The organism is Micromonospora sp. CPCC 205558 (genome assembly GCF_036902955.1).
Classification (GTDB): Bacteria; Actinomycetota; Actinomycetes; order Mycobacteriales; family Micromonosporaceae; genus Micromonospora.
The window spans coordinates 19,086-39,217 of the sequence record NZ_JBAKHR010000016.1 but is presented as its reverse complement, the minus strand read 5'-3'; the positions used below and the strand labels follow the sequence as shown (position 1 = coordinate 39,217).

Sequence of the window (20,132 nt, the reverse complement as noted above, 5' to 3'; positions counted from 1 at the left end):
GGTTGATCATGAAGTTATTGCCAGCGCGACCGGCGTGTCCCGGCAATAACTTCATGATCGACGGAGTGAGGGTGTGGGGTGGGCCACAGTCAGGGGTGGGGGACGGGGTTGGTTACTGACGAGTAGCATTCGGGGGAACGTGCCCCTCGGCTAGGAGGCTCAAGTGCCCCGTGAAGTTCGCGACGTCGTCTTCGTCGACGGCGTCCGTACCCCGTTCGGCAAGGCGGGTGGCATGTACGCCAACACCCGCGCCGACGACCTGGTGATCCGCTGCATCCGGGAACTGCTGCGTCGCAACCCGCAGCTGCCCCCGGAGCGGGTCGAGGAGGTCGCCATCGCGGCCACCACCCAGATCGGCGACCAGGGCCTCACCATCGGCCGCACCGCCGCCCTGCTGGCCGGGCTGCCCAAGACCGTCCCCGGCTTCGCCATCGACCGGATGTGCGCGGGGGCGATGACCGCGGTCACCACCGTGGCCAGCGGCATCGCCATGGGCGCGTACGACATCGCCATCGCCGGTGGTGTCGAGCACATGGGCCACCACCCGATGGGTGAGGGCGTCGACCCCAACCCGCGCATCATCGCGGAGAAGCTTGTCGACCCGTCCGCCCTGGTGATGGGCGCCACCGCGGAGAACCTGCACGACCTCGTCCCGCACATCACCAAGGCACGCACCGACGCGTTCGCGCTCGCCTCGCAGCAGAAGACCGCCAAGGCGTACGCAAACGGCAAGCTCCAGGACGACCTGGTGCCGATGTCGATCCGCGACGCGGAGGGCGGCTGGGGCCTGGCCACTGTGGACGAAGCCCCGCGGGACACCTCGCTGGAGAAGCTCGCCACCCTGAAGACCCCGTTCCGCCCGCACGGCAAGGTCACCGCGGGCAACGCGGCCGGCCTGAACGACGGCGCCACCGCAAGTCTGCTGGCCGACGAGGCCACCGCCCGCGAGCTGGGCCTGCCGGTCGCCATGCGACTGGTGTCGTTCGGGTTCGTCGGCGTCGAGCCGGAGGTGATGGGCGTCGGCCCGATCCCGTCCACCGAGAAGGCGCTGCGCCTCGCCGGGCTCAGCATCGACGACATCGGCCTTTTCGAGCTGAACGAGGCGTTCGCCGTGCAGGTGCTCGCCTTCCTCGACCACTTCGGCATCGCCGACGACGACGCACGGGTCAACCCGTGGGGCGGCGCGATCGCCATCGGTCACCCCCTCGCGTCCTCCGGGGTGCGGCTGATGACCCAGCTGGCCCGCCAGTTCGCCGAGCACCCCGAGGTCCGCTACGGCCTGACCGCCATGTGTATCGGCATCGGCATGGGCGGCACGGTCATCTGGGAGAACCCGCACTGGACGGAGGGCAACAAGTGAGCGCGCTCGCCGCACCGAACGAGGTCGTCACCCGGGCGCTGCTGCGCCAGGTGAACGTGCCGGGGCTGGACCGGCCCGCCGCCCTGATCACGCTGGACAACGGCCTCGACCACACCAAGCCGAACACCTTCGGCCCGGGTGGGCTGGCCAGCCTGGACGAGGCGATCACCGCCGCGCTCGCCGCCGACCCGGCGTTCATCGCGGTCACCGGCAAGCCGTACATCTTCTGCGTGGGTGCGGACATCGTCGGCCTGCCGCAGCTCGCTGACCGTGCGCAGGCGCTGGAGATCGGCCGGCTCGGCCACCGGGTCTTCGCCCGTCTCAAGGACAGCACCGTCCCCACCTTCGCGTTCGTCAACGGCGCGGCGATGGGCGGCGGCCTGGAGCTGGCGCTGCACTGCCACTACCGGACACTCTCCGGCGGTGCGGCCGCTCTGGCCCTGCCCGAGGTCTCCCTCGGCCTGGTGCCGGGTTGGGGCGGCACCCAGCTGCTGCCGAACCTGATCGGCATCCCCGCCGCCACCCAGGTGATCATCCAGAACCCGCTCATGCAGAACAAGATGCTCAAGCCGAAGCAGGCGGCCGAGCTGGGCATCGCGGACATCCTGCTGGAGCCGGCCGACTTCCTGGAGCGGTCCCTGGAGTGGGCCGCCGCGGTGGTCCGGGGTCAGGTCACGGTGACCCGACCCGCTGTCGACAAGGACATGTGGGCGGGCGTGCTCTACTTCGCCCGGGAGACTCTCAACCAGCGGCTGCATGGCGCGGTTCCGGCCGCGTACAAGGCGCTCGACCTGCTGGAGACGGCGAAGGACGCCGACTTCGCCGCCGGCACCGCCGCCGAGGACGAGGCCCTCGCGGACCTGGTCTTCTCCGAGGAGCTGCGCAGCGGCCTGTACGCGTTCGACCTGGTGCAGCGGCGGGCCAAGCGCCCGGCCGGCGCACCGGACAAGGGCCTGGCCCGGACGATCACCAAGGTCGGCATCATCGGTGCGGGCCTGATGGCCAGTCAGTTGGCGCTGCTGTTCGCCCGCCGCCTCCAGGTGCCGGTGGTGATGACCGACCTCGACCAGTCGCGGGTGGACAAGGGCGTCGGCTACGTGCACACCCAGATCGAGAAGGCCGTCACCAAGGGCCGGATGGACAAGGGCACCGCCGCCAAGCTGTACGGCCTGGTCAGCGGCACTGTCGACAAGAGCGCCTTCGCCGACGCGGACTTCGTCATCGAGGCGGTCTTCGAGGACCTGGGCGTCAAGAAGCAGGTCTGGGCCGAGCTGGAGAAGATCGTCTCTCCGGAGGCGGTGCTCGCCACCAACACCAGTTCGCTGTCGATCACCGAGATGGCCGCCGAGTTGGAGCACCCGGAGCGGGTGGTCGGCTTCCACTTCTTCAACCCGGTTGCGGTGCTGCCGCTGCTGGAGATCGTCCGGGGCGAGCGCACCGACGACGTCACCCTGGCCACCGCGTTCGCCGTCGGCAAGCAGCTCAAGAAGTCGAGCGTGCTGGTCAAGGACGCCCCGGCGTTCGTGGTGAACCGGCTGCTCACCCGCTTCCTGGGCACCGTCTTCGCCGCCGTGGACGCCGGCACCCCGCTGGACGTGGCGAACAGCGCACTGGACCCGCTGGGCCTGCCGATGCGTCCGCTCGCCCTACTCCAGTTGGTCGGGCCGGCCGTCGCGCACCACGTGGGCGGCACCCTGCACGCCGCGTACCCGGACCGGTTCGGGGTCAGCGAGAACCTCAAGCGGATCGCCGACTCGGGGAAGCCGATCGTGGTCGACGACCAGATCAACGAGGAGGTCGCCGCGCTGCTCGTGGTGGGTGACCAGCCGTTGACGGCCGAGCAGGTACGCCAGAACGCGCTCGACGCGCTCGCGCAGGAGATCCGGCTGATGCTGGACGAGGGTGTGGTCGCCGAGGCGCAGGACATCGACCTGTGCATGATCCTGGGCGCCGGCTGGCCGTTCCACCTGGGCGGCGTCACGCCGTACCTGGACCGGACCGGCACCTCCGAGCGGGTCACCGGCCAGCGGTTCCTGCCGCCCGGTGCGGCGAGCCTGCCGGCCTGATCGCAGCACCACCGTCGCGGTGGTCGGATCGTCCCTCATGGACGGTCCGGCCACCGCGACCGTTTGTGATCAGGTGACCGGCGGGTGCGGGTCTCCGCAGGGACAACGGCGGTCGCGGGGCCGGGTTAGGATCACACGTTTTGCACCCCCATCTTGGAGCTGATCGATGTCCCAGCCGCCGGCGAATCCCTACGGCCCGCCGCACGATTTCCCTGACCCGTCGCAGCAGCCGGGCCAGCAGCCTGGCGGCTGGCCGCCGCCGCAGGGACAGCCGCAGCAGCCCGGTGGCTTTCCGGCACCGCAGCCGGGCCACCCGGCACCGCAGCCTGGATACCCAGCACCGCAGTCCGGCTACCCGGCACCGCAGCCGGGCTATCCGGCACCGCAGCCTGGATACCCGGCACCGCAGCCGGGTTTTCCGCCCGCTCAGCCGGGTCAGCCGGGTCAGCCGTACGGTGACCCGAACCTGGCCGGCGGCCCGCCCCCGGCGAAGAAGTCGAACGCCGGCAAGATCATTCTGATCGTCCTGGCCGTGGTGCTGGTGCTCTGCCTCGGCGGCGCGGCGGTCATCTGGTTCGTCGCCAAGGGGCCGGTGAACGACGCGCTCGACGCCAGCAAGACCCGGGTGGTCGCGCCAGCCACCCTCGCCGGCCGGCCGAAGCTCACCAACCCGGAGCTCCAGAGGGCCGCCGACCAGGCGGCCGGCGAGATGAAGACGGTCGCGGGAAACTCGACCAGCACAGTCGCCGCCTTCTACGGCGATCCGCTGAAGCAGGACCTCATCATGATCACGGGCGTGTCCGGGCTGCTGGCCGACCCGAAGAACAAGCTCGACGCCTATGTGGACAGCCTGTCCAAGCAGCTGACGGTGGAGAAGATGACGGCCGTCGACGCCGGCCCGCTCGGCGGTGACGCGCGCTGTGGCGACGGAAAGGCCGAGACCGTGCCGCTGGGCATCTGCGTCTGGGCCGACCGGGGCAGCCTGGGCATGGTGGTGCTGTACTTCAAGTCCGCCGACCAGGCGAAGGCCGAGTTCACCACGATCCGGGGCCCTAGTGCTTCTCCTGAAGCGCGCCGATCGGCCGCCGTCCGGGCAGCCACTCCCTGGGGCCGCGAATACTTTGCCCTTGCGCTAAGTGTTGTCTCTTGCAACACTTAGCCGCATGGCACAGTATTCGGCGCAGCTCGACGGCGTGTTCGTCGCTCTCGCCGACCCGACCCGACGCTGGGTCATCCGACGCCTCGGCCACGGTCCGACGAGCGTCGGCGACCTCGCCCGCGAAGTTCCGATGACCCTTCCCTCGTTCATGAAGCACGTGCGGACGCTCGAGTCGAACGGCCTGATTCACACGACCAAGTCCGGCCGGGTGCGCACCTGCGTGCTCAACCGTGAGCGCCTCGCCGTCGTCGACGACTGGCTCGCGGAGCAGCGCCGGGTCTGGGATGAGCGCACGGATCGCCTGGAACGCCTCGTCACCGATGAGCAGGAGAACCAGCAATGAACCCCGACCTGGACCTGATCATGGCGCGGGTCATCCGCGCCCCTCTCGCCGCCGTGTGGAGCGCCTGGACCGACCCGTCCCGCTTCGAGAAGTGGTGGGTACCGGCGCCGGCCCTGTGCCGCGTCGATCGCTTGGACGTCCGGCCCGGTGGCGCACTCGTGACCCGCCTGAGCGAGGACGGGGTGGAGTTCGTCCCGCACCTCGATGCGTGCTTCCTCGTCGTCGACGATCTCGAACGGATCGTGTTCACCAACGTGATCGACAGCGCCTGGCGGCCCGCGAACCCGACCCCGGTCCCGATGACCGCGGAGATCACCATGAAAGATCATCCGGACGGCACGGACTACCGGATCATCGTCCGCCACGCTGATCCCACCGCTCGTGACCTTCACGAGAAGATCGGCTTCGCGGACGGCTGGGGCTCGGTCACCGAACAACTCGCCGGGGTCGCCGAAGGCGAGGGTGCGCCGTGAAGATCGTCCTTACCGAGTTCGTCACTCTCGACGGCGTCAGCCAGGGGCCCGGCTCGCCGACCGAGGACACGAGCGACGACTTCACCCGGGGCGGCTGGCTCGTGCCCTACCTGGACGAGGTCTTCGTCCGCCGGACCTCCGACTGGTTGGGTCTCGCCGACGGCCTGCTGCTCGGACGGCGGACCTACCAGGCGTTCGCTCGCGACTGGCCGCAGATCACCGACCCGAACGATCCGTTCACCGAACGGATGAACTCACTACCGAAGTACGTGGTGACGAACACCCTGACGGAGGGTAGCTGGCGCCCGACGACGCTGCTCCACGGCGACCCGATCCACACCGTCGGGGAGCTCAAGGCGCGTCCAGGACGGGAACTCCAGATCCACGGCAGCGCACGACTGGGCAAGGCGCTGTTGTCGGCCGGCCTCGTCGACACACTCCGACTCGTCGTCGCCCCCACAGTGGCCGGTTCCGGGCGTCGGCTGCTCGACCACCCAAGCGCGTCCGTCGGCCTCCGACTGGTTCATCACGAGGCGACGGCGAAGGGTCTGCTCCTACTCGAGTACGAGCATGTCGGCGCCGCCCCGGTAGCGGAATACCAGGGCGCGACAGCCTTCGTCCAGTGACCGCGCCGCGACACGCCCCGGCCACCCTCGGGTGGCCGGGGCCCTGTGTCGTACGCCGACGGTCAGGCCGGTTCGGCAACCTCCGAGGTGGCGAGGGCATCCGCCGCGGCTCGCGCCGCCGCTGCCGCCGCCCGCTCGGCAGCGCTGCGCAGCACGCAGAACTCGTTGCCCTCCGGGTCGGCGAGCACCACCCAACCGGTGCCGTCCGGTCGGGTCTGGTCGTCGACCAGCGTCGCGCCAAGCTGACCGATGTCCCAGCAGCCGGCCCACCCCTTCGGCCCGCCGCCGAAGAAGTAGAACAACCGGGGCAGCGTGGGCGTGGTGGTCATGCACTTCAAGTCCGCGGCGCAGGCGAAGGCCGAGTTCGTCGCCATCCGCAGCGAGATCGAGCAGCGCTCCTGAACGACGCACGACCAGACATAGTCGGGGGAGCCGGCCTGCGGGAGAGTCCTCCACGCGGGCCGGGCTCCTTCATGCCCGCGGGTAGTACTGGTCGAAGGCCTTGGACTGGAGCTGCCAGCCAAATGATCGGCTGATCTTTCCGTCGGCGATCTCGTATACGTAGAGCCGTGGCACAACCAGCTCCGGCAGCCCTGGGCGAGCGTGCCGCTCGTTGACCACGAGCGCGACGACGGCATCGCCGGCGAGGAGGATGGTGGGCGGCGCGGCGAAGGTGATGTTGCCGCCGCTGAGCTCCTGGAGGCGTCGCATGACCTTCAGCGACTCCTCCGGGCTGTTCGTCTCGCCGGAGAGCTCCGAGTTGCCGGCGGTGTAGCTCGGCTTGTTCTCGGCGTAGAAGGCGGCCATTCGCGCCAGCCCCTCCGCACCGCCGTCACCGTAGGCCGCGTAGTAGTCCGTCAGGAGCTGATAGTTGGCGGCGGCGGCCGTCGTGTCAGGGCTTCCGGTCGCACCGCCTGTTGCTGCCGGAGCTGCCTGTAGAGCAGTCATCTTGACTCCCAAGATAGAATCCATCGTGAAACTGGGGACTCTCCCCACATCAGTATGTGGGGAGAGTCCCCACATATGCAAGTGGCACCGGAAGGCCGACGAGATGACAGCGAAGCGGGCGCGTCGCGCTGATGCCCAGCGCAACCGAGAAGCGATCCTGGCGGCCGCGCGTTCCGTCTTCGAACGCGAGGGCATCCGCGCCCCCACGGATGCGATCGCCACCGTCGCAGGGGTCGGTAATGCCACGCTGTACCGCAACTTCCCCACGCGCGACGACCTTCTCGCGTCCGTCATGGTCAGCAGCGTGCAGGAGGTTCTGGAACAATCGATCGAGGTTGAACGCCGCCTGCCCCCCGCGGAAGCACTTCGCGAGTGGCTATACCAACTGGCGTGGCGGCTTCGTCTCTGGAACGACCTGCCCAGCTCGATCGCAGCCGCCATCCACGACCACGCGTCGCCTATGCAGATCGTCTGCGGACCGCTGATCAGCCGCACTGAGCAACTCCTGGCGCGAGCGCGCGAGGACGGCGTGATGACACATAGCGTCACAGCACAGCAACTGTTCGAGCTGATCACGACCGTGTCCTGGGGCATCGACCGCTTTGGAGACGATCCCGAGGGTGCCCGCGCTCGGGTCGATCTTGCTGCCGGCGGCATCTTCACCGGAAGGTCGGACGTCGAGCCAACTTCGAGGAGCGGGTCGATCGAGGCGAGAGACATGTAGCTTCTCGGCGGCCGGACCGGGCATTCGAGGTGGACATACAAGATCCGCGCACCTTCGCCGAAACTGTCGCCTCACACGAGCCGGAGGCGACATCATCTGCGTAACTGCGCGGATCTTGACTATTCGAGGCGGCCGGACCGCCGGCGCCTAGACCGTCTGGGCGTCAGCCGGTGTGGCAGATGTCGCCGCCCGCTCGGCAGCGCTGCGCAGCACGCAGAACTCGTTGCCCTCCGGGTCGGCGAGCACCACCCAACCGGTGCCGTCCGGTCGGGTCTGGTCGTCGACGAGCATTGCGCCGATGCCGAGCAGTCGCTCGACCTCCTCGGCCCGGGTGCGGTCGGCGGGCTGCAGGTCGAGGTGCAGCCGGTTCTTCACCGTCTTGCCCTCGGGCACCGCGAGGAACAGCACCTCCGGGCCACCCGGCGGCAGGAGCATCGCCTCCGGGTCGCCGGGGAAGTCGTCGGGCTGCCGGGGGCAGTCGAAGACCTGCGCCCAGAAACCGGCGAGGGCGTACGTGTCGGAACAGTCGATGCTGATGTTGTGGATCGTCGAACTCACAGTGGTCCTCCACGGTGGTGACGTGGCGCGACCCGCGTACGCGGCGCACCACGCAGGAACTGGTTCCCCTTCGAGTGGGCGATCAGCGCCCGACCCGTGCGGGGGCGCTCCGCCTCCGGGACGTCAGCCGACGCTGACCCGGGGCGCGGAGCCAACATTGGTGGACATCGACGCACCCCCTTCCCTCTCAAGCTGACGACGCGATCTTGCCATCGGCCGAGCGGAACCCGCAACCCCGATCAGCCGGCGGCCGGCACCGCCGGGGCGTCCGCCGACGGCAGGGTGACCGTCACCTCCAGGCCACCGCCGGCCTGCGCGACCACCCGTACGGTGCCGCCGTGCGCGTCGCAGACAGCCCGGACGATGGACAACCCGAGGCCGGAGCCACGGGCGCCGGTGCGTTCCCGGCCACCACGCCGGAACGGCTCGAACAACCCCGGAACGTCGGCCTGGTCCACCTCGAAGCCGGTGTTGCCCACGACCAACCAGGACCGGTCGCCGTCGGTGCCGGTACGCACCCAGAGCCGGCCGTGCAGGTGGTTGTAGCGGACCGCGTTCTCGATCAGGTTTCCCGCCAACCGGTCCAGCAGCCCGGGGTCGCCGACGACCGGGGCGGACTCCAGCGACGTCTGCACCCGCAGGCCGATCCGTTCCACCTCACGGCGCATCGCCGACAGCGCGTTGGCGGTGCCGGCGGCGAGGTCGCACTCGGTCCGCCGGCCCAGCCGCCGCCCGGCCTGCGCCTCGCTGCGAGCCAGCACCAGCAGCGCGTCCACCAGTCCGTTCGCCCGCTCGGAGGCGTCGCGGACCACCGTCGCCATCCGCCGGTACTCGGCGGCGTCCGCCTCGTCGTCGCTGAGTGTCACGTCGATCTCGGTCCGCATCACGGCGAGCGGGGTACGAAGCTCGTGCGAGGCGTTCGCCACGAAACGCTTCTGCGCCTCGAACGCGGACGCGATCCGGTCCAGCATGTCGTCGAACGTCTTGGCCAGCTCGGCCACCTCGTCGTCGGCGCCCGAGTAGCCGATCCGCTGGTCCAGGGTCGCCTCGCCGAGGCGCTGCGCGGTCGCCGTGACCTGGTGCAGCGGGCGCAGCGCCCGACCCGCCACCGCGTACGCCCCGGCCACCCCGACCACGCTGATCGCCAACAACGCCACCAGCCCCTTGGCCAGCAGCTCCCCGGAGGCGGTGTCGACCAACTGCCGCTGCCACTGGCCGGCGTCCAGCTCCCGGCCGTCGGAGAGCAGCACTGTCGTGCCGGGCACCAACTCGTCGGTGGGGCGCAACGCGTCGCGGACCAGCAGCCAGGCCAGCAGCACCAGGATCGCTCCGGCCCCGATGAGCAGAACGCCGTTGAGCAGTGTCAACCGCAATCGCAGGGTGGGCCGCAACCGCCGACTCACGCGTTTACCTCGGCGGTGCGGTAGCCCGCCCCGACCACCGTCTCGATCAGCGGCGGGTCACCGAGCTTCTTGCGCAGGGTCATCACGGTGACCCGGACGATCGTGGTGAACGGGTCGGTGTTGGCGTCCCAGACCCGCTCCAGCAGCTCCTCACTGGAGACCACCGCGCCGCGCGCCTTCAGCAGCTCGCTGAGCACCCCGAACTCCTTGTTGGTGAGGTCCACCGGCACTCCGGCGCGGGTGGCCACCCGGCGGGCCGGGTCGAGCACCAGGTCGGCCAGTTCGAGCACCGGCGGCGCCGCCGGGGTGGCCCGCCGGCCCAGCGCCAGCACCCGGGCGACCAACTCGTCGAAGGCGAACGGCTTGGGCAGGTAGTCGTCCGCGCCGAGCTGCAACCCCTCCACCCGGTCCGCCACCGTGCCACTGGCGGTGAGCATCAGCACCCGGGTCAACGCGCCCGACGCCGCCAGGTCGGCGCAGATCTGGTCGCCGTGCACGCCGGGCAGGTCACGGTCGAGCACCACCACGTCGTACCGGGTGACGAACGCCGCCTCGTGGCCGGCGTCGCCGTCGTACGCCACGTCGACCGCCATCCCCCGCTTACGCAACCCGCGTGCGATCGCGTCGGCGAGGTTGCGCTCGTCCTCGACCACCAGTACCCGCATCCCGGCCTCCTCGCTGCTGACCACCGACAACCTAGTGCCGGCCGGCAACCATCGTCCCTCGCCGCCCGCGCCGGCCGGCGTTGCGGGCCACCGCCGCGTACGCGATGCTGGCCGGCGGCACCGAGCGACGGACGGACCTGGCATGACCACTACGGCACCACCCACCCGGCGGGACATCGCCTACCGGGGTTTCCGCCTCCCGGCCGACACGGCCAGCGGCAGCGGCGACGACCTGCGCGCCAGCGGTCGAGGCCTCACCCTCGACGGCGTCGCCCAGCGGGGCACCTGGACGTCGCCGCCGGTAGGGGTCGGCTTCGCCGTCACCGAGGTGGTGCCGTCCTGGACGGCGGACACGCCGGACGGCTGCTGGATCGAGGTCGACCTGCGCGGCTGGCACGACGACGCGCCCAGCACCGACTGGTACCGGCTGGCCCGCTGGGCGTCCGACGACCGGGCCGTACGACGCACCTCACTGCCCGGGCAGCGCGACAGCGCCGCCCGGGTCGACACCGACACCCTGATCGTGACCGGGGCGACGGTCACCGGTTGGCAGGCGCGGGTGACGTTGTGTCGGCCCGCCGGCAGCCCGACCGGCCCGGTGCTGCACAGCATCGGCGCGGTCGCCACCGGGCCGAACCCGACCGACCAGGGGTACGAGCGGGAACCCGCCTCGACCGCCGCCCGTGGCATCGTGCTGGACGTGCCCCGCTACTCGCAGCGGCTGCACGCCGGCCAGTACCCGCAGTGGGGTGGTGGCGGTGACTCCTGGTGCAGCCCCACCTGCACCTCGATGGTGCTCGCCTACTGGGGCGCCGAGCCGACGCCGGACCACTACGCCTGGGTGCAGCCGTCCGGCCCGCGCCCGGTGGTGGTGCACGCCGCCCGACACTGCTACGACCACGCGTACGCCGGTGCCGGCAACTGGCCGTTCAACACCGCGTACGCCGGCCTGCACGGGGTCGACGCGTTCGTCACCCGCCTGCGGTCGCTGAGCGAGGCGGAGGCGTTCATCGCCGCCGGCATCCCCCTGATCGTCTCCGCCGCGTTCCGGGCCGACGAGGTGCCGGGGCTCGGGTACGACACCGCGGGGCACCTGATGGTGCTGCTCGGCTTCACCGCCGACGGCGACCCGGTGCTCAACGACCCGTACGCCCCGGACGACGACGCGGTCCGTCGTACCGTGCCTCGTCAGGGTTTCGAGGCGGTCTGGCAACGCGGCAGCGGCGGGGTGGCGTACGTGCTGCGACCCGCGTCGATGCCGCTGCCCCCGCCGCCCGTCCAGGCCAACTGGTGATCAGTCCGCCAGTTTCCAGAACCGGTACGAGCTGGGCGCGGCAGCACTGCACACCAGGTAACCGGTGATCACCTGACAGTCCCCGGTGGGATCGGGCAGCACGTCCACGATGCGCACCTCGCCGGCGCCGATGTCCAACTCGCCGACGAGCACCCCACCATCGGGATGCCGACGTATGCCGACCAGGCGGCCACCGGTACTGAGTTGGTACAGCTCCCACCGGCCCAGGTCGGCCAACTGCCGGCCGGTCAGCGGATCGAGCACGATGTACTGCTCCAACGGACCGACACCGCTGACGTTGGCCATCAGCCGGCCGTCGGTGGGCCAGGCCCACCCCCACCGGCTGCTGCGCCAACGCACCTCGCCGGTCGCGGGGTCGAGCGCCTGCAGTTCGTTGTTGCCGGTGCGCAAACACAGGACGGGGCCACAGTCCAGCACGAAGTCGACATTGACCCTGGTGCGGGTCCAGCGTTCGTCGAGCCGGTCCAGTCCGTACGCGGTGACCGTGCCCGAGCCTCTGTCGATGGCCAGCATCAGGTCGTCGATCAGGTCCACTCCGATCGGACCGCCGTCGGGCGGGCGCAGGTCGGCGCGGGCCAGCACCGCGCCGGTGATCGCGTCGCGTACCTCGACCGGCCCGTCCAACTGGTTGAGCACCACCCGGTCCACCCCGTTTTCGTTGCCCCGCACGTTGATCTCGGCGCTGAGGCCCGACAGCTGCCAGCGCACGGTGCCGCAGCACGGATCGATCGCGCGCACACTGGACGGTTCGGTGTCGCCGCCACTACGCAGCAGCAGGTTGCCGTCGGTCAACTCGATGACGGTGCCCGGCTGCTGCCACCGGTACGCCCCGGTCGCGCGGTCCAGTGCGATGGTGCGGGTCTCCCGACCCTCCCGGCCGATCTCGTACCCGGTGACCAGCAGCATCCCGGACAGCGACGTCATTCCCCAGTACCTGGCCTCCGCCGACAGCGGCACCTGCCAGACCGGCTCGACACCGGGCAACCGATACGCGGCCAGCCGCCCCTGCCGCCTCGGGTTTGTCGGCTCCATCACCAGCAGGAGATCACCATCGATCAGGAGGTCGGACCCGGACCTGGCCGCCAGCGTCACCGGCGCCCGCCGGGGCGGCGGCACCGCACTGGCGGCGAGCGTGACCAGCGCGAGCAGCACGACCAACGCGCAGCGCAGCGGGCGACCGTGAGCACGGGGTGGGCGGGGCGGCGGGTCCGGGTCCGGACCGTGCCGCAGCTCGCCGAGGTCGATCACCGAGTCGCTCACCGCGTCAACCTCCACAGCGCGGTCGTGCCGTCGAGACGCTGGCAGAGCAGGATCGGCAGGGACGCCTGGCAGCTGCCGGCGATGCCCGGCAGCACGTCGACGATCCACGTCCGACCCGCCTCCAGATCGAGTTCCGCGACGACCATCCGACCGCCGTCGGTCCGTCGCACACCGACCAGCGGATCGTCCGGTCGGCGCACCGGCAGCAGGCTCCACGTACCCAGCTCGATTCGTACCTGTCCGGTCGCCGCGTCCCGCATCGTGTACCCCCAGCCGGGCCTGACCATCAGCAACCGGCCCTGCCGGACGTCGGCCAGGTTGTCCTGGCCGAGTTCCGACCAGCGCACCTCGCCGGTGGCCGGGTCGAGCACCTGGACGCCGCCGGTCTGCGGGACCGCGCAGAGCAGACCACCGCAGCCGAGCACGTGCGACACCAGCGTCACCTCGGCCGTCCACAGTGGCGACAGGTCGGCCAGCCCGAAGCTCACCAGCCGGGTGCTGCCGGGCGGGACGAGCAGCAGCAGATCGTCGACGACGTGCACCCGCTGGTACGCCGACCGGTCACCGGGCAGCGTGTCGACGCTGCGCAGCAGGTCGCCGGTGCCCGCGTCGTGCACCTGCACCTCGCCGGTCGGCTGCAGGAGCACGAACCGGTCGACCCGGCCCTCGGAATCGCGGTGGAAGGTGGGGTGGGCGGGCCTCGGGAGCGGCACCGACCAGAGCAGCCGGCCGGTGTCGGGCTCCACCCGGCTCATCACGCCCGTCCCGTCCTCGCGGACGTCGGTCAACAGCAGGCCGCCGCCGGCGGTCGGTTGCAGAGCCCCCCGATGCCGCCACCGTTGCTGGCCCGTCGCGCCGTCAAAGGCGGTGGTCTGGAACACCTGGTTCGGTTCGGTGGCCGCCGTGGCCAACACCAACCCCCATTCGACCCGGACGTCGAGGTAGTCGCCGATGCGGGCCAGCGGTGCGTGCCACCGCCGCCGCACACCAGCGCCGTGCGGTGACGGTTGGGCGTACGCGGTCAGGTACCGGTCGCCGTCGGGTGTCGGCGGATCGACCACGAAGACGTGGTCCGCGGCCAGGTAGGCCGTGGCCATCCGGGACGCCGTCACCACGCTCACCGTTCGCTGCGCCGGCGGCGTGGCGCCGGCCAGCAGCACCAGGCTGAGCAACGACACCACGGCGCTGCCTAGCGGGCGACCGGCGGCGCGCGGGCCGCGAACCGGTGACGGCGACGCGGGCTCGCCCCGAACCTCGCCCAGCTCGATGATCGACAACGACCGTCCTTCCGTGACCAGGTAGGGCTGGCCGACCGGTCAGCGTCCGGCAAACCGACCGTCAGCGCACCGGGCCGGCAAAAGCGACGGAACCCCGCCTGTACGATGGCGCGTCGTGGCTGTGCCGGTGGTAGACCCTTCGCTGAATTCCCTGACCGACGCCGATCCGGCAGAGGTCGAGCCGACCCGGCGGCCTCGACGCCGTCCGGGCCGAACAGACCTGTTGGCTCTTGGAGCCTATGTGCTGCTCGGCATCTTCGTCTGCCTCAACTACTGGGGTGACGTCAACGGCCGGGTCTCCTCGCACCTGCCCACCGACCACAGCTGGTTCGAGTGGCTGTTCGCGCACGGTGAGTACTCCGTGCGGCACCTGGAGAACCCGCTGTTCACGGCCCGTCAGAACGCCCCGGACGGGGTGAACATGATGGCCAACACCTCGCTGCTCGGGGTGACAGTGCCGCTGGCACCGCTGACCATGCTGCTCGGCCCCCAGGTGATGTACGCGCTCTATCTGGGTGCGGCGCTGGCGGCCACCGCCGGCACCGGCTACTGGATGCTCTCCCGCCACCTGGTGCGCTCCCGGGCGGCGGCGTTCGTCGGCGGCGCGTTCCTCGGCTTCGCGCCGGGAATCATCCACCACGCCAACGGCCAACCCAACTTCGTGTCCAACTTCCTGCTCCCGCTGATCGTGGTGCGGGTGCTGACCCTGGCCGAGCCGGGCCGGTGGCGACGCAACGGGCTGGTGCTCGGTGCGCTGGTGGCGTACCAGATCTTCATCAACGAGGAGATGTTGCTGCTCACCGCGCTGGCCTGCCTGGTCGTCGTGCTGGCGTACGCCGTGCAGCGGCCGCGGGCCACCCGGGCCGCCGCCGGCACGTTCCTGGCCGGGCTCGGCGTCGCCGGCGGGCTGGCCCTGGTACTCACCGCGTACCCGATCTGGTTCCAGTTCAACGGCCCGCAGTCCTACCGTGGCCTGCAGGGCGGCGTGTTCCACAACTGGGGCGAGGACCTGGTCGCCTTCGTCACCTTCGCCCGGGACACCTGGGCCGGTGACCCGGCCGTGGAGAAGACGATCGGCCTGACCGAGCAGAACACCTGGTTCGGCTGGCCGCTGGTGCTGCTCTCGCTGGTGGCTCTGGCGCTGCTCGTGCGCCGGTCGTTGGCCGCGCGGATCGTCGCGGTGCTCATCGTGGTGTTCAGCGTGGCCGCGATCGGGCCGTGGGTGCGCTTCAACGGTGTGGAGACCACTGTGCGTGGCCCGTGGTCGTACGTGTCGGATGACCTGCCGCTGGTCGAGATGATGATGCCGACCCGGTTGACGCTGGTGGTCGCCGCCGCGGTGGGCGTACTGCTCGCGTTGACCTGGGACGCCGCGTACCGCCAGGGACGCCCGGTGGCCGACCGGCCCCGGGTGCCGGCCCAGCGCACGGGCGAAGCGGCCCCGGCGACGCCCGCCGACGAGCCGGCCGCGCCGGTCGCGACGCGCCGTCGGTGGCTGCGCCCGGTGGGGTACGCGGCGGTCGCCCTCGCCGTGCTGCCGCTCTTCCCCCGGCCGCTGCCCGCCCAGCAGATCGACCCGCCGCCGCACTTCATCACCGCGGGCGGCTGGCGGCCGTACGTGCCGGCGGGTCGAACCCTGGTGCCGGTGCCGATCCCGAGCAACGTGCACGGTCTGCCGACGCTGCGATGGAGTGCGCTGACCAGGCAGGAGTTCCCCATCCCCGGCGGCTACTTCATCGGCCCGAACGAGCTGGGTGAGGGAGTCTTCGGTGCGCCGAACCGACCGACCAGCACCCTGATCTACTCCACGATGGACAAGGACGCGGTCCCGGAGCTGACCGACGAGAACCGCCGCCAGGCCGTTGAGGATCTGCGGTTCTGGCGGGCGTCGGTGGTGGTCCTCGGGGCGCACCCGCGCGAGGCGGTGCTGCGCGAGCTGGTCACCGCCCTGATCGGGCCGCCGCAGCGGGTCGACGACGTCTGGGTCTGGGACGTCCGGCAACTGGTGGGTTAGCCGCGGTCCCGCACGTCCCACACCCACCCGCCATCGACCGGTCGACCCGGGCCGAGCAGGTCGTCGATGGTCCGGCGGACCGGGTCGCCGTGCTCCAGCTGGCCGAGTACGACAACCGCCGCCCGCCAGTGCCGCAGGTCCGCCATGGCCTGTCGACGGTCGGCGTCGGTGAGCAGCGGCACCGCGCCGGTCTCGACCACCCGGCGTAGCAGCACCGACGTGGGCCGGTCCGGCGCGCCCCAGCGGGCCGCCGGGTCGTCCGGGCCGCTGGGGCCGATGAAGTAGCCACCCGGCGCGGGGAACGCCAGACCGGTACGGGCGGACCAGAGCATCACCGGGCTGCGTCCGGCACCGGTGACCGGTGGCACCGCGACCACCGTGCGGCCGGGCGGCACCAGCGGACGCCAGTCGCCGTCGGCGACGAACGCCGGCACCGGCGCGACCGGCACCACCCGGATCGGCGTCGGCACCAGCGGCAGCAGCGCGGCGGCCACCGCGCCGGCCCACAGCAGCCGTACCGGCAGCCCCGGCGCGCTCGCCCGGCTCGCGGCCCGGACCCGGTCCAGGGAGAGGGCCACCAGCACACCCAGCACCGGTACGCAGACCAGCGCGAACCGGGCCGGCACCGCCAGGTCGAGCAGCGGCAACTTCGCGACCAGCCGGTACGGCCCCGGAATGCCAGTGGCGTTGCCGTTCAGCCGCAACTGCGTCCCGAGCGAGAGCAGGGCGAAGACCACGCCGCAGCCGGCCAACGCCCGGACCAGTGCTCGTCGCCACAGCCAGATCACGATCACCACGGCGAGCACCAGCAGACCCGGGCCGAAGAACGAGTTCTCCTCGGTCGGGTTCGGCGAGAGCAGCCCCGGCAGCCAGTCGTCGCCCAGCACGGTCTGTCGGGCCGACGCCGTGAACGAGGCGACGTCCAACTGGAAGCCCTGCGTGGCGAACGCCATCCCGGAGTAGCGCTGCGGGCCGTGGAACTGGAACCACAGCGGGTACGCCAGCGGCACCGCCGCCACACCGGCCGCCACCGCGAGCCGACCGAAGAGGACCGGCGCGAGCCGGCGCGCGGCAACCCGGTCGGCGAGCGCGTAGGCCAGCGCGAAGACCCCGGCCGCGAGCACCAGGAAGACCAGCACCTCCTCGCCGATGAAGACCTGCCAGACGAGCAGCAACCCGAGGCCGACGCCGGGCCGCCACACGTCGCGCCGTGCGCCGCCCGAGGCGGGCCGGAACACCAGGGCGAGGATCGCGGGCACCAGGAACTGCGCGGCGATGTGCAGATGTGCGCCCGCCTGGGCCATCATCCCCGGCGCGAAGCCACAGACGAGCCCACCCACGGCGGCTGCGGCCCGGGTGCTGACCAGCCGGCGGCGCAGCAGCACGTACCAGGCGACGGCCGTCCCGGCGAGGCAACAGACGACCGCCACGCAGAACGCCACCTGCGAGCCGAAGAGCAGGGTGACCGGGGTGAGTGGGACGCCCAGGCCGAGCACCGAGGTGTTCGCCATCAGGTTGACCCCGTCGGGCGCGTTCATCCCCGTGCTGAAGAGTGGGTTCTCCCCCTCGGCCACCGCTCGGGCCGCATGGGCCAGCATCCACTCGAAGAGGATCTGGTCACCCGCCTGGTGGAACAACCGCCACGGGCGACCCCACTGCCCGCTGGTCACCACCACGGCGAGGCCCAGATAGCCGGCCACCACCAGCGCGTCCCGCAGCCAGGCCGGACGGGACGTGCCGACCGTCGCCGGCGACGAGGTGTTCGGGGACGTCGTCCCGGCGGTCATCAGACCGAGCGGTCGCTGAGCGCCCGGACGTCCCAGACCCAGACATCCAACTCCTGGCGGCCCGGGCCGACCAACTCCTCGACCGTACGTCGCAGCGGCTCGGCGTTGTGCTGGCGCAGCGGCAGCACCAGGATCGCCGCCCGCCAGTGCCGCAACTCGTCGGTGAAGCGCCGACGCTGCCGGTCGTCGAGCTTGGGCGTACGCCCGGTGGTCGCCACCTCCTCCAGCATCTGGCCCACCCCGCTGGGACGACCGCCGAAGCGGCCCGGGTCACCGGTGTTGCCGTTGCGGGGCGCGAGGAAGTAACCGCCGGGGATCTTGAAGTCGAGGTTGGTGGCCGCCGCCCAGCGCATGCCGTGCGTGTTGCCCATGCTGGGCACCGGAATCGGCACCAGCGTCTGGTCCGGCCCGACGTACGCCCGCCAACGGTCCGCTGTGATGAAGTCCGGCACCGGCGGCCGGGAGACCATCCGCAGCGGCATCGGTGCGATCGGCAGCAGCGCGAAGGCCAGGCCCGCGGCGGTGAGCACACGGACGGTACGCCGGTCGGCCGGACGCAGCGCCCAGGCCCGCTCGACGGCGAGCGCGAGCAGCAGACCGATCACCACACTGGTGATCAGCCCGAACCGGGTCGGCACCACCGCGTCGAGCAGCGGCAGGTGGACCAACCACTGCCAGGGCCCGGTGATCAGCTCCCGGTCCCACCAGGAGACCCGCTCACCGAGGGAGAGCAGGGCGAAGACCACGCCGGTCACCGCGAGCGCCCGAACGATCAGCTCCCGGCGTAGCCAGACCACGATGCCGATGGCGAGCATCGACAGGCTCCAGCCGAAGAAGGCGTTCTCCTCGGAATAGTTCGGCGCCAGGTTGATGTTGGCTCGCTGATTGCCGCCGAGGGTGGGCGAGCCGGGGGCGAAGAAGGCGGCGATGTCGTTGCCGTAGTCCTGCACCGCGTCGCTGAGCCCGTGGTAGGCCATCGGCCCGGCGAACTGCACGTAGAGGGGGTACGCCAGCGCCGCCCCGGCCAGCAGCGCGCAGGTCAGCACGCCAACGCCCAGGGGACGCCACGCCGCCCGCCACCGGGCCGGCTCCTGGGCGAGCACCGCCAGCAGGAAGACGCCGCAGGCCATAGCCGTGAAGAGCAGGATCTCCTCGTTGATGAACGCCTGGGCGGTGACCAGCAGGGCGAGCAGGGCCCCGTCCCGAACCGGCTTGCCGGAGCGGGTGAGCGCCAGCACCCGCCACACGATGAACGGCAGCAGGAACTGGCTGATGATGTTCGGATGCCAACTGGCGTGCGAGAGCATCGCGGGCGAGAACCCGCAGAACCAGCCGCCGACGGCCGCCGCGAGCGGGGTACGCACCAGGTGGCGGGAGAGCATGAGGTACCAGGCCGTGGCGGTGCCGGCGAGGCCCAGCGTGACCAGCACCACGAAGGAGACCGCCGGTCCGAAGAGCAGCGTCACCGGGACCATCGGGATGCCCAGCGCCAACACGGCCGTGTTGGCCATCAGGTTGACGCCGTCCGGGTAGTTGAACTGTTCGGTGTAGAACGGGTACTCGCCGTGCACCACCACTCGTACCGCGTGGGCGAGGAAGAACTGCACCTGGGCGGGGTCACCGGTGTAGAGCGAGGCCACCCGGCCGGACGGGTCCAGCCAGATCCGGCTGGTCACCCAGAGCGCGGCGAGCAGAAACAGCCCGCCCACCGCCAGGTGCTGCCGTCGCCGGGTCCACCGCACCCGCGTCGGCGCCGCGCTCTCCGCCGGCACCGCGGTCTCGGCCGGCGCTGTGGGCTGGGCCGGCGTTTCGGGCTCGGCCGGCGCTGCGGGCTGGGCCGGCGTTTCGGGCTCGGCCGGCGCTGCGGTCTCTGTCGATGTGTCGAGCTCTGTCGGCGATGCGGTCTCTGCCGGTCCTGCGGTCTCGGCCGGTGCCGTGGTGGGGGCGGTCAGCGCGGGCGGGCCGGCGAGGCGATCGACCGGTGTGCGGTAATTCACCAGGTCGGCGGAGTCGGCTGCCGCCTCCTTGTGCGGCGCGGGCAGGGCGCGGGACTCGGCAGGCGTCACAGTCGGCGGAGTCTACCGGAGCAACCAAAACGCCCTAAAGCCCCGGTCGCGTCCATTGTGGCGGATCGGGTGACGGCCACCTGAGGCA

Annotated in this window: 17 protein-coding genes and 1 pseudogene; 9 read left to right on the top strand and 9 right to left on the bottom strand. The window is 71.2% G+C overall.

Features of this window, described 5'->3' with window-relative positions:
• Positions 1–163: 163 nt before the first annotated feature.
• The 6 genes from V6U86_RS19090 (at position 164) to V6U86_RS19065 (ending at position 6,027) form a co-directional block, all read left to right on the top strand.
• Complete coding sequence (locus V6U86_RS19090) at positions 164–1,360, top strand: thiolase family protein (RefSeq protein WP_184182935.1); 1,197 nt, start codon at positions 164–166, stop codon at positions 1,358–1,360.
• Positions 1,357–3,426 carry a 3-hydroxyacyl-CoA dehydrogenase NAD-binding domain-containing protein gene (locus V6U86_RS19085; protein WP_334505163.1) on the top strand — a complete coding sequence of 690 codons (2,070 nt, stop codon included), beginning with the start codon at positions 1,357–1,359 and terminating at the stop codon, positions 3,424–3,426. Before V6U86_RS19090 ends, V6U86_RS19085 begins: the two co-directional genes overlap by 4 nt.
• A gap of 166 nt (positions 3,427–3,592) precedes the next feature.
• On the top strand, positions 3,593–4,585 hold the full coding sequence (locus V6U86_RS19080; protein WP_334505162.1) for a hypothetical protein: 993 nt from the start codon (positions 3,593–3,595) through the stop codon (positions 4,583–4,585).
• Positions 4,586–4,589: 4 nt separating this feature from the next.
• Positions 4,590–4,928, top strand: a complete 339-nt coding sequence (locus tag V6U86_RS19075) for an ArsR/SmtB family transcription factor (RefSeq protein WP_334505160.1) — start codon at positions 4,590–4,592, stop codon at positions 4,926–4,928.
• Positions 4,925–5,401, top strand: coding sequence for an SRPBCC domain-containing protein (locus tag V6U86_RS19070; RefSeq protein WP_334505158.1), 477 nt, complete (start codon positions 4,925–4,927; stop codon positions 5,399–5,401). Before V6U86_RS19075 ends, V6U86_RS19070 begins: the two co-directional genes overlap by 4 nt.
• Positions 5,398–6,027, top strand: coding sequence for a dihydrofolate reductase family protein (locus V6U86_RS19065; protein WP_334505157.1), 630 nt, complete (start codon positions 5,398–5,400; stop codon positions 6,025–6,027). Before V6U86_RS19070 ends, V6U86_RS19065 begins: the two co-directional genes overlap by 4 nt.
• 62 nt (positions 6,028–6,089) lie before the next feature.
• Here V6U86_RS19065 and V6U86_RS19060 read toward each other — a convergent pair.
• Positions 6,090–6,272: pseudogene (locus V6U86_RS19060) on the bottom strand (VOC family protein); the annotation flags it as partial.
• A 226-nt stretch (positions 6,273–6,498) separates the two neighbouring features.
• Complete coding sequence (locus V6U86_RS19055; protein ID WP_334505155.1) at positions 6,499–6,975, bottom strand: hypothetical protein; 477 nt, start codon at positions 6,973–6,975, stop codon at positions 6,499–6,501.
• 103 nt (positions 6,976–7,078) lie between these two features.
• On the opposite strand from V6U86_RS19055, the gene V6U86_RS19050 reads away from it, so the two are divergent.
• Entirely contained in the window at positions 7,079–7,699 is a 621-nt protein-coding gene (locus V6U86_RS19050) for a TetR/AcrR family transcriptional regulator (protein ID WP_334505154.1), read from the top strand.
• A 147-nt stretch (positions 7,700–7,846) separates the two neighbouring features.
• On the opposite strand, the gene V6U86_RS19045 is transcribed toward V6U86_RS19050, so the two are convergent.
• The 3 genes from V6U86_RS19045 to V6U86_RS19035 form a co-directional block, all read right to left on the bottom strand.
• Entirely contained in the window at positions 7,847–8,257 is a 411-nt protein-coding gene (locus V6U86_RS19045) for a VOC family protein (protein ID WP_334505152.1), read from the bottom strand.
• Between the two features lie 239 nt (positions 8,258–8,496).
• A complete protein-coding gene (locus V6U86_RS19040) occupies positions 8,497–9,660 on the bottom strand; it encodes a sensor histidine kinase (protein ID WP_334505151.1) in 1,164 nt (387 codons plus the stop codon).
• Positions 9,657–10,325, bottom strand: a complete 669-nt coding sequence (locus tag V6U86_RS19035) for a response regulator transcription factor (RefSeq protein WP_334505150.1) — start codon at positions 10,323–10,325, stop codon at positions 9,657–9,659. Before V6U86_RS19035 ends, V6U86_RS19040 begins: the two co-directional genes overlap by 4 nt.
• A 142-nt stretch (positions 10,326–10,467) precedes the next feature.
• Between V6U86_RS19035 and V6U86_RS19030 the strand changes: the two genes are divergently transcribed.
• Positions 10,468–11,619 carry a peptidase C39 family protein gene (locus tag V6U86_RS19030; RefSeq protein ID WP_334505149.1) on the top strand — a complete coding sequence of 384 codons (1,152 nt, stop codon included), beginning with the start codon at positions 10,468–10,470 and terminating at the stop codon, positions 11,617–11,619.
• Here V6U86_RS19030 and V6U86_RS19025 read toward each other — a convergent pair whose 3' ends face one another.
• Both V6U86_RS19025 and V6U86_RS19020 read right to left on the bottom strand, forming a co-directional pair.
• A complete protein-coding gene (locus V6U86_RS19025; protein ID WP_334505148.1) occupies positions 11,620–12,900 on the bottom strand; it encodes an outer membrane protein assembly factor BamB family protein in 1,281 nt (426 codons plus the stop codon). It lies immediately after the preceding gene.
• Positions 12,897–14,177: an outer membrane protein assembly factor BamB family protein gene (locus V6U86_RS19020; RefSeq protein ID WP_334505147.1), complete on the bottom strand. Its 1,281-nt coding sequence runs from the start codon at positions 14,175–14,177 to the stop codon at positions 12,897–12,899. The genes V6U86_RS19025 and V6U86_RS19020 overlap by 4 nt, the downstream gene beginning before the upstream one ends.
• A 127-nt stretch (positions 14,178–14,304) precedes the next feature.
• Here V6U86_RS19020 and V6U86_RS19015 point away from each other — a divergent pair, with 127 nt between their 5' ends.
• Positions 14,305–16,191 carry a hypothetical protein gene (locus V6U86_RS19015; RefSeq protein ID WP_334505319.1) on the top strand — a complete coding sequence of 629 codons (1,887 nt, stop codon included), beginning with the start codon at positions 14,305–14,307 and terminating at the stop codon, positions 16,189–16,191.
• Here V6U86_RS19015 and V6U86_RS19010 read toward each other — a convergent pair.
• Together V6U86_RS19010 and V6U86_RS19005 are read right to left on the bottom strand one after the other, a co-directional pair.
• Positions 16,188–17,978, bottom strand: coding sequence for a hypothetical protein (locus tag V6U86_RS19010; RefSeq protein ID WP_334505146.1), 1,791 nt, complete (start codon positions 17,976–17,978; stop codon positions 16,188–16,190). The two genes, V6U86_RS19015 and V6U86_RS19010, sit on opposite strands and share 4 nt — an antisense overlap.
• Entirely contained in the window at positions 17,978–19,750 is a 1,773-nt protein-coding gene (locus V6U86_RS19005) for a hypothetical protein (RefSeq protein ID WP_334505318.1), read from the bottom strand. The genes V6U86_RS19010 and V6U86_RS19005 overlap by 1 nt, the downstream gene beginning before the upstream one ends.
• Between the last annotated feature and the right edge of the window lie 382 nt (positions 19,751–20,132).

What these genes read in the sequence shown, in the direction of transcription:
- V6U86_RS19010 (WP_334505146.1), bottom strand. Translation starts at nt 17,978, where the DNA reads ATGACCGCCGGGACGACGTCCCCGAACACCTCGTCGCCGGCGACGGTC.
- V6U86_RS19070 (WP_334505158.1), top strand. Translation starts at nt 4,925, where the DNA reads ATGAACCCCGACCTGGACCTGATCATGGCGCGGGTCATCCGCGCCCCT.
- V6U86_RS19080 (WP_334505162.1), top strand. Translation starts at nt 3,593, where the DNA reads ATGTCCCAGCCGCCGGCGAATCCCTACGGCCCGCCGCACGATTTCCCT.
- V6U86_RS19035 (WP_334505150.1), bottom strand. Translation starts at nt 10,325, where the DNA reads ATGCGGGTACTGGTGGTCGAGGACGAGCGCAACCTCGCCGACGCGATC.
- V6U86_RS19050 (WP_334505154.1), top strand. Translation starts at nt 7,079, where the DNA reads ATGACAGCGAAGCGGGCGCGTCGCGCTGATGCCCAGCGCAACCGAGAA.
- V6U86_RS19030 (WP_334505149.1), top strand. Translation starts at nt 10,468, where the DNA reads ATGACCACTACGGCACCACCCACCCGGCGGGACATCGCCTACCGGGGT.
- V6U86_RS19055 (WP_334505155.1), bottom strand. Translation starts at nt 6,975, where the DNA reads ATGACTGCTCTACAGGCAGCTCCGGCAGCAACAGGCGGTGCGACCGGA.
- V6U86_RS19075 (WP_334505160.1), top strand. Translation starts at nt 4,590, where the DNA reads ATGGCACAGTATTCGGCGCAGCTCGACGGCGTGTTCGTCGCTCTCGCC.